Raw genomic sequence first — 11,518 nt, 5'->3', positions numbered from 1 at the left:
CGCAAATGAATACTTATATTTTGTGAGAACCAATGTATTAAAAATCTAAAAATACAGATTGACTAATCGTAAGAAAAGAAACCCAAACCTAAAAGTCTGAGTTTCTTCGTTCTTCTCTTTCTTGATACTCTTTTGTATATCGATATGTTCCACGTGCTAGATCACGACCATCTAATACAACCGGCACTTCAATAACTAAATCTCCACCTTGTGTTGGAACCATTCCATTTACCCCTGATTGTCCAGGAGAATAGTTGAACATTTGATTTGAAACACCACTTGTCATAGCTTGTCTACTATTTGACATATTCCCGTACACACCGCTCATAACAGTTTTCAAGCCAGATAATTGACTCATAGAACTAGCCATCATACGACTCATATCACCCATTAATTGATTCATAGTTCCAGTAATACCAAGTGATTTTTCTTTTGATGATAAAGGTGTAACTGTAATTGAATTGCCTTTTTTCGTAAATAATTCGGGTCCAGCTTCACCTGTAATGAATGAACCATCACCTACAGGTTTTCCACCTTTAGCAAGCATTGGTACATGTGGAATAGTTGGAGCACTAACACCTGGTATATTATTTAATAATTCCGCTGGTGTATTAAATCCATCTATGAATTTATTAATGATACGAATGATTCCATTGATAGCTGTACGAATGCCACTTTTAATACCGTCCCATACACCTAACACTGCTGATTTCATCCCCTCGAACGCTCCACTCACAGCATTTGTTACCCATCGGACAGGAGTCATAATAGCATCCTTTAATCCATTCCACACTGACGAAGCTGTGGATTTAATACCATTCCATATGTTTGATAGTGTGGACTTAATCCCATTCCATACACTACTACTTGCGCTACTAATCATATTCCATACCATTGAAATAGCTTCTTTAATGTTATTAAAAATAGATTTCGCTGTAGAAACCATTGAATTCCACAAGCTTGAAAGGAAGTTTTTCACTGAATTCCATACCGCACTTGTTGTGGAACTAATAGTGTTCCAAGTGTTTACAATCCAGTCTTTTATTGAATTAAATATTGGCATTACAAAAGCAACTAATCCATTCCAACATGATTGCAAGAAATTTTTAACCGCATTCCATACAGCCATTGTTGCTGAACTGATTGCATCCCACACAGCTATGATCCAGGACTTGATTTTTTCGAAAATCGGCATAACAAATGCTACAAGTCCATTCCAACAGGAAACTAAGAAATTCTTAATCGTTTCCCATACAAGGCTTGTAGTAGATTTAATCTTATTCCAGCATTCAGAAATGAAATTCTTGATACTTTCAAATATTGGCGTAGCAAAGTATAGAATAGCTGTCCAAATCGCTTGTAAGTATTGAGTAATGAAGTTCCATACAGTTTGGATCACTGTAGAAATGCTATTCCACATCATAGAAAAGAAATCAGCAATCCCTTGTAAAATAGGAGTTAAAAAGGCAACTAATCCATTCCATGTCTCTTGGAAGAACGTTGAAATTGAAGTCCATACCTCAGTGAAGAAGGTTGCTATTCCTTGTAAGACAGAAGTAAGGTATTCCACAATTCCATTCCAAATTTCCATACAGAAATTAAAAATAGAAGTCCAAATACCAATGTATGCTTCTAAAATAGCGGTTCCCCAGGTTTACAACAAACTCAACTATTCCATTCCATAAGCCTATTAAGAACTCCTTAATTGAGTTCCAAACTTCTGATGTAGATTCACTAATACTATTCCAGGTATCACTTGCCCATTGTACAAACCCGTCCCATATTCCTATTAAGAACTCTCCAATTGCATTCCAAGCATCGATGGTCCATTGCTTTATAGAATCCCAATTTTGATAAATTAGTACGCCCAAGGCAACTACAGCGGCTACAACCACAGCGATTAACGCTACCCATCCCATCATTGCAGCCCCTATACTTGATATGACAACAACTATTGGCGCTAAAGCCATAAACACTCCTGCAATTACTCCAATAGCTACTGCGATAGCTGCCAATGTAGCTGCTAACTTTGGATTATTAGAAATCCAATCAGCGATTTTAGCAACAACATCAGCTATAACACTTAGAACTGGTTTGAGAGCTACTTGTAAATCTTGCATTGCTTTTTGAAACTTAACTGCTGGGTTTGCATCCATCTTCTTAACGGAATCATTTAATTGATCTTGGTTCTTTTTAAAATCAACAGTCTTTTCTTTCGCACCTAGCAAAGTATTAATGATGTTTTGTCCTTGGTCCTCGTACATCGTACCGAAAAATTTAACACCTAATTCATTACGTTTTGTTTCATCCTCAACTTCTGATAAAGCTTGTGCAATTTCAGTCATAGCTGCCGAACCATCTTTACCACCTTTTGCTACTGCTTGCCCCCATTTTTCAACTTGTTCCGCTGAAATTTTTGTGCCTTCAAGTGATTCTTTCATAGCTTTATCGACACCTTGACCGAATTCAGCCGCTTTGATACGACCTTCTTTTAAGCCATCTAGCAAATTATCAATATTCCAGGTTCCTGTTTCAACCCCAGCTTCCATAATTGCTTGTACTTCTTCAGCATTGTATCCTGCTCTTGTAAGCTGTCCACCATATTCAGCAATAATATCTAATTGTTCAGGTGGAAATCCTAATTTAAGTAAAGCATCAGCCATACCCAGAGCGCCCTCTTGTGAAATTCCTAATTCACTGCCGATTTCATTTGTTTCTTGAATTAACTCAGTAAAATCTATACCTTCATAGGATTGTGCAATTGCGGCTGCTCCTTTTACGATTGCTGCATTCGCTTCATCACTTACATCTTTATTTAGAGCCCATTGTCTACGTACACCTGCAAGTGACTCTTCAGCATCTAATCCATAGGCTGTAATTCCCCTTATTGCATCTTCAACAGATTTTTTCGAGGAATCCGGAACATCAAAAGCTATATCAATTTTCGTTTGTAATTTAGACATATCCATAGCTTTTTCAATAGCGGCTGCAATTCCACCACCTGCCGCCAATCCACCAATAACATTTTCCAATCCTATTTTTAGACCTTCGAACTTCTTTTCTGTTCTGCCAGCTTCTTGCTGCAAGTCCTTTAATTCATTTCGTACTTGCTGTATTGAATTACCAGCATCCACAGAACGGAGTGCACGTTGTAACTTATCAATATCTGTCCCTGCGCCTAATGCTTCTTTTCCGATAATTCCAATTGCTTGCTCTAACTGCCTACTTGTCGCCGTTCCGCTTTTAATTGCATTCACAAGACGATTTCCTAATGCTCCTGCAAAATCATCAACGCTTTTCCCTGTAGCACTAAACAATGTTTCTAACTGCCTTGTGGAACTCGCAACATTGTCTTGTTCAGCCTTCATGTTTCCGAGTTTATTTTTCAGACCATTAAGAGATCCTTCTGTAAATTCAATTTCACGCCTAAACGCACGGTATTGTTCTTCGGAAATCTTTCCATTTTGAAATTGCGCTTGAACTTGTTGTTCCGCTGCCTTCAACTTATCTAGTTTTTGTGTGGTGTTTTCAATTTGTTGTGTAAGTAACTGTTGTTTTTGTGCCAATGCTTCCACATTACCTGGATCGAACTTTAGCAACCGCTCAACATCTTTTAATTCTTTTGCTAAGTTATCACTCTGCTTATTAACATCTTTCAATGCATTTTGAAGACCCGTAGTCTCTCCACCAATTTCAATCGTAATCCCTTTAATTCTTCCGCTAGCCATTATCTCACTCCTTTCTTAGAATGAATCAAAGTCTTTTTGATTTGCTTTTCTAACTTTTTCTTTATCTGGGTTCTCCATTTCAGCGAATTCAGCAATGTAATCAAAACAGTCACCAATTGTCATAACTTCTAAATCCCAATGCGTTAGTTTCGCTTTATAACAAAGAGCAAGGAACGTATCAGTGGTTAATTCTTCATCACTGATATTCCCTTGCTCTCCATTACTTTTCTTTATTTTTTTTTTGCTCCCATTGTACTTTGGATCATATCCATAACATCTGGAATAATCTCAGAAATAGGGAACTCATCAAATCCATCTAACCATGTAATCGGATCAGCGATTTCTGGATTAGCTGTTTTTGCATATAACCAAATCAAATCATATACAACTTCAAAATCTACTTTACTTAAATCAGCATTTGTTAAATCAATCGTAGCTAGTGAACCTTGTTGTGGTGCCGTCGGTGAAATTACTCCCAACTTAAACATATCTGCAAATAAATCACGTCTAAATTGAGCTTTATAACGTTTAACTGTTGCTGCTGTACTTTTTAATCTGACTTGTTTTCCATCAATTGTAATTGTCTTTTCCATCTACTTACGCTCCCTTTGTTGGTGCTGCTGGTTTTTTTACGTACACTTCTTTGTACCAGTTATCGTAAATTGTTTGAGTTGTTTTAGATGTTGTTTTTGTTTTAACCATCGGTCTTCCACCAGGCGCTAAAACAATCGGACTAGAAACAAACTTCAATTCATTTGTATTTGGTTCAGCTGAATTTGTTTTTGTTTTAGATGCAATTGTTGGACGACTTGCTGAACAGTTATACATAACGTGCCGAGTTGCATTTACATCACCATCAAACTCAAATAATAGAGCGAACGGTTTTCCTTTCGCATCGGATAATTCATTTAATACACCGTCTGTTTCATCTAATTCTTCCCCAAGCGCATCAATGGCAAATTGTTCTGGGATGGTAGCAATGCTCAACGCTCCATCGTAACCCTGGTTATTACTCGCCGCATAATAAAGCATGTCATCTGCGTAGAATTCAATTAAATCACCACGTGGTTCAAAAGTTAATTCGACTCCACCAGGTAGTGGAATTGGTGTACCAAACTTCACTAAAAAACTCTCGATATCAATCGGGATATAATGTACATTCTTCAAACCAAACGTGACTTTATTTTCTTTATTCATTTATATCAACCTCGTTTCATATATTTTTTGATACATTTTTTCAGACTCAATAAAAGTCCCAAACGAGTCATAAGGAATCTCATGATCATCCAGAACTTTTTCAAGTTTGGCTTCTGCAACTAAATCTTTTCTAGTTGTATAAAGCTCTATATTTAAATCATCTATCTTGTGATAAACCTTGTTATCAGCCATTAGGTTTGCTGATCCATCTGCAAGAAAACAAATATACGGCGGCTTTGGCACTGGATTACCTGGCGTTGCTGTGAAATGTGAATAAGCCACAGGATAGCCTGTAGCTTCAAGAATTTTTGTTAATTCACCTAATGTCATTGTTGAATAGCCCTCTCAATACGTTTTGGCAATTCGTCAATTACATACTCTTCGACTGGACGAATATGCACTTTTTTGGGTACACGACCACCATCAGCTTTCGCATGTCCATTTTCTAAAAGGTGCGTTAATTGTCCTTTTGTATTATGAAGAACAACGCCTTTACCTTCCTTTTTCTTACGCCAGCCTTTGCGGTAACCACCTGTTTTTTTAGGGCTATCTTGCTTTAATTTACCTACAGCAACATCTGATACTTCATCAATTTCATTTTCTAATTTGTCTTCCACAACATTTGCATATCTTTGTAACTCTCTAGCAATCTCACTCGTTAAATTATTGATATTAGTCACCCGACTTCACCTCACAATAAAGCTCAATCTTTTCATCATTTCTTTCATATGTGCGGTAAATATTATATTCTTTTTCACGATACTTTAATTTTTGTTCCTCTTGATAATCCAATGTATAAACAATTAATACACATTTAGGCTTAAATCCATTTTGACCAGCCTTGAAAAACTCATCTTGAGAAACACTTTTTTTCTCGCAAAATACTTGTCTTGTAAAGTCTTCTGATATTTCTACTTGATTCAACTCATCTTTACTAGTTGTTACAATTGGAAAATATAAAATATCATTCACTTGTAATCACCTGCTAATGTTAGGTGGTTTTTTAACATGTTATAAGATATTTTGAAGCGCTCGGATTCCCTGGCATCAGAAGTGAATTCCGCTTTACAATATGTTTTTATCGCCCGTTTAATCAATGGATCAGTATCTTCATTTGCCTTCTTTGAAGAAACGCCCGACAACATTAAATCGTGTCGAGCTTCTTCCATTAAATCAGATATGTCACTATCTAAAGCATTGTGGGATACACGCAAGGCGGTTTTAATATCATCCAAAAGCATAATTACTCACCCCGTAATGATTGTTCCATTTCTACAGCCTCGTCTTTCCCTTGAATCTTGTCACCATTTGATAACTCATACCAACCGCCACCAATATGTTTAGGAAATTTAGAAACTGCTTGATTACCTTGCAAAAATCCTTTTTCAACTAAAAAGGCAATACGTTTCGAATCCTTTGACTCGTACATATCGCCTTTTGAATATCCGACATCCGTTTTTTTATCAATGAAAGCATTTAAAACTAAATGATTCATTGTATCACTCCCCTATTAAGCTGCTGGAGCCTTTTTTAACACAACTAAAGAGTTCTTATCTACAACTTTACCATCCACAATCATAATTGCCTTTGTAACAAGATCATCAGTTTCATTATCTTCATACTTTTTAACACCCATTTGGTAGTTAGTATTAAGAACATAATCTTTGTAGTTAAATAAGAAAGCAAATGGAGTTCCTTCAGTAGCCGTTGCAAAACTATCAACATAGTTACATAAAACAACTGGTCGACCTAATAAAATACGCTCTGGTTTACCAGCAATACCATAATTAGTACGTGCAATTGGTTGTCCTGAAGTATCTACCATAGCTGCATATTCCATAAATGTCTTTTTCGTCATTGTCCAAACTGCACTTGCTTCATATTCGAGAGGTAGCGCTGCTTCTGCATCTGTTAATGTTTTATAACTAATTTTCGCTACATCTAAAGCCTGTCCAGTAACAGGAGTTTCTGATAAAATCCCTTTTGGTTTTCCTGTTCCATCACCATTAACAATTGATTGTTCGATTGCTTTTGTCATAGCTTCCACAACGTTATTGATTAATGTTGTTTCAAAAACTGCTAGAGACATAGTATCTACTTCAAGAGAAACAGCTACTGCACAACGTAATTTATGATAGTTAAAAGTAATGCTACCAGTAGTTTTCTTTTGCTTATCACTTCCAGCACTTTCAGCCACCCATGTAGCAACCGGTTTAACTGATGAAGTTGGTACAGTCACTCCGCCTTTAATAGCTGTACGAGTAACTAATGGAAGAATCATTCCTACAGCTTCGATTTTTTCAACAATCTTATCTAACACAGTTTGTGGAATAACAGAGCCAACATCACCTGTTTTTGTAACGGCACTTGCACGTAATTCATTTGGAATATTTTCACCGTTTAATACGTAATTCATGAAAGCATTACGATATTCAAGTGAATCTGTACCTAATTCCCGTTGCTCATCACCCGGTTTTGCATTAAACGTTTCAACTTTATGAGTGCCTGTTGCATTACCATCATTAATTGAACGAGCGTCTGCTAAAAGTTGCTCACGTTTTTCAATTGCGGCTAATTGCTCATTAATTTCGCGTAATTCTTTCTCGATATCATTTAAATTATCGATAGATCTAGTTTCATCACCTAACAATTCACTAATTTCGCCTTTACGTTTTAACAATTGTTCTTTATTCATTTTAAATTTCCACCTTTTTTATAATAATGTTTGTAAATAGAGTCTCTTACGCTTTTCCGAGCGGTTTCTTTCTTCCGTAAAGTGTTTATATGGGTCATATCCCCTGGCGCTTACCTCTGAATCTGGATAGGCTGGAAAAGCAACGGCACTTACTTCCAATAGCTTTGCTTTCGTAACAGTTCGTAGCATGAGGTCATCATCCGGTTCTTCAATATCCTGATTTATCATGCTAAATCCAAAGGAAACACCATCCACATCACCGCGTTTAATAGATTCATAAGTATCATTACCTAAGGTTGTATTTGGTAAATCCAATTCAAAACGTAAACCAACCGCATCCTCACTTAAACGCAAAGTATTGTTTTTAGTTCTCCCTAAAACTTTTGATGTATCATGCGACCATAAAAAACGCTGATCATCATTTTGCAATGACTCTGTGAATGCTCCGTTTTTGAATTGCTCACGGAACTTACGGTAATAACCCATTACCAAAGATTTCTTTTCCCACTTTACTGCGTATCCAGTAAGAGTTCGATTACCATTGTCATCTTCTCGAATTTCAATCTTCTGCGTTACTATTTCCCTCGTTTCCGTTTTGTCCATTCTTCTCACCTCCTTTACCAGTAACATTGCCATCCTTAACTAAAGCTGTATCTAATCTTCTGATTGGCTTATCTCCACCTTCAATCGGGCCCAACGAAAGAATAGAACGCCATTCATTCGGTGTCATCGCCCCTCTATCAACCATTTGAACTAGGTTCATTTTCGTTGACATCGAAGCGTATTGAAGACTTGCTGCTTCAAATATTATCTTGTTACCAAACCCACGCTCGCGACGTGAAAAAAGCTTCCTGGTATATTCTCCAGCAAGCTGCATCGCTAATGGTTCAATTTCAGATTCGTAATATGCATTCCAGTCATCTTCCGAATACTTACTTTGTATAATTTTTTCGTTTGTATTGAAAAAGTTATATATTCGTTGAATAGTTTCTTGCATTTGTTTTGAATCTGGAACAAACGCTTCAGGTTTAACTTGTTCCAAGTCATACCGCGGATCGGATGAAGCCGCTCCACCATTCACACTATCAATACTCATATAATTCTTCACAAACTTTTGTATCTGAGCATCAACGTCTTCTTCTTTTAATACTGCTTTAAATTTCAGTATCCATTTAATAACTGCACTATTCTTAATCGCTTTAATAATACCTTGATCTGTAGTGTTGACAACTTCCATTAATGAAGATAATGCCGTCCCTGGATGTTCTCCAAAGAAATCATCATCATTGAAATCTTGCCGTAAATGAATAATGTCTACATAAGGAATGGTCATTCGGTTTCCATTTTTAAAATAAAACGTCAAAAATATATCACCAGAAGTATTTTGTACAACTTCAATGGATACACAAGGAATCGGATATATTTCAGTGACATACCCTAATTCATCACGTTTAATGTAGGCAAAGGCATTGTTATTCAACGCTAATTGAATTGCTAATTTTTCTTGCATAACTTGTCCAGTCATTAAGGGATTAGGTTCCTCTAAAACAAACCGTAAATACGCATCTGGATTAACCTTAAATTCATTTACGTTATCCCTAATATGTTTAGCAATTAATTTACCTACTGCCTTAGCCTTAGGACGAATACAAGCACGAACAATGTCACTTTTATAAAGCTGACCATCCCAGGAATAAAAACCGCCACCATCATCGTTTACCATTTCAAATCGAGTTGTGGAAGGCGGCTGTTTCTTACCGAATATTTTTTCGAACAATCCCAATTTATCACCCCCTTTAAATCATATTTAGATAATCATTTTTCTTTTCTTGCAAGACTACATAAGCATCTAGAAGAGCTGCCGTTCCATCTATACGACGACGTTGATTATTAGTTTTATTTGGTTGTATATTAAGGTTTTTATCCACATCGATTGCTGTATTTGATAAACACCTTTTATCAACTGGATTATTATTATAAATAATTCTCTTGGCTTCTAAATCCGCTCCTAAAAGTTTCATTGGCATTGATAATGTTTGTTTACCTTGTGCTACAGGTACCAGTGCTTCTTTACCAAAATATCCTTGCATTTCCTCAACCCAATATTTTGCGGACCATCTATCATAACCAATCCAGGGAAGATAAATTCCGTATTCATCCCTTACTTCTAAAAACCATTCCGTAACAAATTTTGCATGCACACTATTACCTGGCGTTGTTCTTAAAAGACCAGCTTCATGCCATAAATCATATGGTATTTTATCTTCTTTTGAACGTTGTTCTAATAATTCCTCAGGTAGCCAATACATTTGCAAAACATATACATTTAAATCGTTTGGAACCATAAAAATAACCTTTGCTGCGGTTAAATCTGTTGTTTCTGATAAATCAGTTCCACCTATACCATACTTAGGTTTCAACACATTTACGTCAAAGGTTTGTTTATTATTCAATTGTTCAAATGTTAGCCATGCTTCACTTGAAGTCTCTCGGATATTAAAATCTTTTGTTAATAAGTTCTTAACAAGTAAAGGATTAGCTTGTGCTTTCTTTACCTTTGTTTCAAGGTTATCAACTTTTTTTATTGTACCTAAGCCTGGATTGGCTTTCTTCCAACATTTCGGATCAGTCCATTCTTTACGATTATCTAATTCATAAATAATTGGTAAAAATGTTGGGTCTGTGTATTCTTTTTCATCGTCAAGGCTTAATAAAAATCTTTCTGATTCTTCATATTTCATATCATAAACAGATTCTCGGACCGTCCCTGCTGTCGTGATCATGAGAATGAGTGGCTGTTCTCGTGCTGATGTGCCGTCCACAATAACATCATAAAGATTCTTATCTTTCCAAGCATGGATTTCATCAAGGGATGCTCCATGAACATTTAGACCATCTAATGTATCACTATCACTTCCAACAGGTTGAAAAGTACTGTCATTAAAATCTGCATTTAATTCTTTTACTAATGCTTTGATACGTTTTGAAAGAACAGGTGATTTCTTTACCATTCGTTTAGCTTCTGACCAAACAATTTTCGCCTGTTTTTCTTTTGTTGCTACAGCATAAACCTCAGCTCCACCTTCTCCATCGGCTACTTGTAAATACAAACAAATACCTGATGAAAGTGTGGACTTTCCATTCTTACGAGCAACGACTAAAAAGGCTTCACGATATTTCCGTGTGCCTTCAATTTTGTGAACAAATCCAAATAAGGCGGCAATAAAAGCTTTTTGCCAAAGCTCAAGATCAATTGGTTGACCAGCCCATTTTCCTTTTGAATGCTTACAGAAATTCTCAATAAATTCTATCGCATGATTTGCTCTTTTGGGATTATATTCATATACAGATTCTTGATCATAAATATCGTCTACAAGCTTTTTGTATATTCTTTTAACCTTATATCCTACAACTTCTTCACCAGCTTCAATCTTGTTATGATATTCGATTATAGGATTATAAGAAATTGGGTATCGTTTACGAAGCTTCATTTATTCTCCACGAATTCTTCAAATCCATCATCTCCATCACTTTTTACATAAATCCCTTCCTTTGGAAGAAGGTTAAACAACTTTTCGTATGCTGAGGTGTATCTATTAATCATAGTGTTGTAGGATTTTTGAGCTGGATTTTCCACAATCATCTTCTGAGATCCATTTACAAATTCGTAAGTTGGACCTTTCTCTTTAATTGCTTCCTCTAATATTTCCAAGGTTACAGTCATAAAAGCAACTCTCTCAATGAGCTTTTGTGCAACTTGCTTTTTATCTTCTTGTAAATATTGAAAAACATTAGCATATCGTTGTATTTCTTCTTTAATCAATTCATCTTGTTTTTTTTTGCTTAATTTAACCATAATTTTTGATACCCCCCCTCATACGAAAATGACCCATTTATT

General features: G+C 36.0%; 13 protein-coding genes and 1 pseudogene. All 14 read right to left on the bottom strand.

The annotated features are described in order from the left end of the window. Positions 1-88 precede the first annotated feature (88 nt). The 14 genes and pseudogenes from PDL00_RS26030 to PDL00_RS25965 all read right to left on the bottom strand — a co-directional run bounded on the left by PDL00_RS26030 (position 89) and on the right by PDL00_RS25965 (position 11,476). A pseudogene (locus PDL00_RS26030) lies at positions 89-3,728 on the bottom strand (DUF2207 domain-containing protein). A 15-nt stretch (positions 3,729-3,743) separates the two neighbouring features. Further along, positions 3,744-3,932 carry a hypothetical protein gene (locus PDL00_RS26025; RefSeq protein WP_223697466.1) on the bottom strand — a complete coding sequence of 63 codons (189 nt, stop codon included), beginning with the start codon at positions 3,930-3,932 and terminating at the stop codon, positions 3,744-3,746. Between the two features lie 26 nt (positions 3,933-3,958). Next, positions 3,959-4,321 (bottom strand): hypothetical protein, encoded by a 363-nt coding sequence (locus PDL00_RS26020; RefSeq protein WP_270732124.1) that lies wholly within the window; start codon positions 4,319-4,321, stop codon positions 3,959-3,961. Between the two features lie 4 nt (positions 4,322-4,325). Beyond that, positions 4,326-4,925: a major tail protein gene (locus PDL00_RS26015; protein ID WP_270732122.1), complete on the bottom strand. Its 600-nt coding sequence runs from the start codon at positions 4,923-4,925 to the stop codon at positions 4,326-4,328. Next, positions 4,926-5,255: a hypothetical protein gene (locus PDL00_RS26010; protein ID WP_270732120.1), complete on the bottom strand. Its 330-nt coding sequence runs from the start codon at positions 5,253-5,255 to the stop codon at positions 4,926-4,928. It abuts the gene before it with no gap. Further along, positions 5,252-5,596, bottom strand: coding sequence for an HK97 gp10 family phage protein (locus PDL00_RS26005; RefSeq protein ID WP_270732133.1), 345 nt, complete (start codon positions 5,594-5,596; stop codon positions 5,252-5,254). The genes PDL00_RS26010 and PDL00_RS26005 overlap by 4 nt, the downstream gene beginning before the upstream one ends. A 1-nt stretch (position 5,597) precedes the next feature. Continuing rightward, positions 5,598-5,897, bottom strand: coding sequence for a phage head closure protein (locus PDL00_RS26000; protein ID WP_270732118.1), 300 nt, complete (start codon positions 5,895-5,897; stop codon positions 5,598-5,600). Further along, positions 5,894-6,166, bottom strand: coding sequence for a head-tail connector protein (locus PDL00_RS25995; protein ID WP_270732116.1), 273 nt, complete (start codon positions 6,164-6,166; stop codon positions 5,894-5,896). Before PDL00_RS25995 ends, PDL00_RS26000 begins: the two co-directional genes overlap by 4 nt. A gap of 2 nt (positions 6,167-6,168) precedes the next feature. Then, positions 6,169-6,420: a hypothetical protein gene (locus PDL00_RS25990; RefSeq protein ID WP_270732114.1), complete on the bottom strand. Its 252-nt coding sequence runs from the start codon at positions 6,418-6,420 to the stop codon at positions 6,169-6,171. 15 nt (positions 6,421-6,435) lie between these two features. Continuing rightward, the gene (locus PDL00_RS25985) at positions 6,436-7,620 is read right to left on the bottom strand and encodes a phage major capsid protein (protein WP_270732112.1); all 1,185 of its coding nucleotides are present in this window, start codon (positions 7,618-7,620) and stop codon (positions 6,436-6,438) included. An 18-nt stretch (positions 7,621-7,638) separates the two neighbouring features. After that, a complete protein-coding gene (locus tag PDL00_RS25980) occupies positions 7,639-8,223 on the bottom strand; it encodes an HK97 family phage prohead protease (RefSeq protein WP_270732110.1) in 585 nt (194 codons plus the stop codon). Beyond that, positions 8,180-9,403, bottom strand: coding sequence for a phage portal protein (locus PDL00_RS25975; protein ID WP_270732108.1), 1,224 nt, complete (start codon positions 9,401-9,403; stop codon positions 8,180-8,182). Before PDL00_RS25975 ends, PDL00_RS25980 begins: the two co-directional genes overlap by 44 nt. A gap of 13 nt (positions 9,404-9,416) precedes the next feature. Further along, positions 9,417-11,111 carry a terminase large subunit gene (locus PDL00_RS25970; protein ID WP_270732105.1) on the bottom strand — a complete coding sequence of 565 codons (1,695 nt, stop codon included), beginning with the start codon at positions 11,109-11,111 and terminating at the stop codon, positions 9,417-9,419. Beyond that, on the bottom strand, positions 11,108-11,476 hold the full coding sequence (locus tag PDL00_RS25965) for a hypothetical protein (RefSeq protein WP_270732104.1): 369 nt from the start codon (positions 11,474-11,476) through the stop codon (positions 11,108-11,110). The genes PDL00_RS25970 and PDL00_RS25965 overlap by 4 nt, the downstream gene beginning before the upstream one ends. Positions 11,477-11,518 lie beyond the last annotated feature (42 nt).

This window comes from Bacillus cereus group sp. TH152-1LC (genome assembly GCF_027710505.1).
In the GTDB taxonomy this organism is placed as follows: domain Bacteria; phylum Bacillota; class Bacilli; order Bacillales; family Bacillaceae_G; genus Bacillus_A; species Bacillus_A mobilis.
Note: the sequence above shows the minus strand (reverse complement) of the source record. Positions and strands in the feature narration are given on the sequence as shown.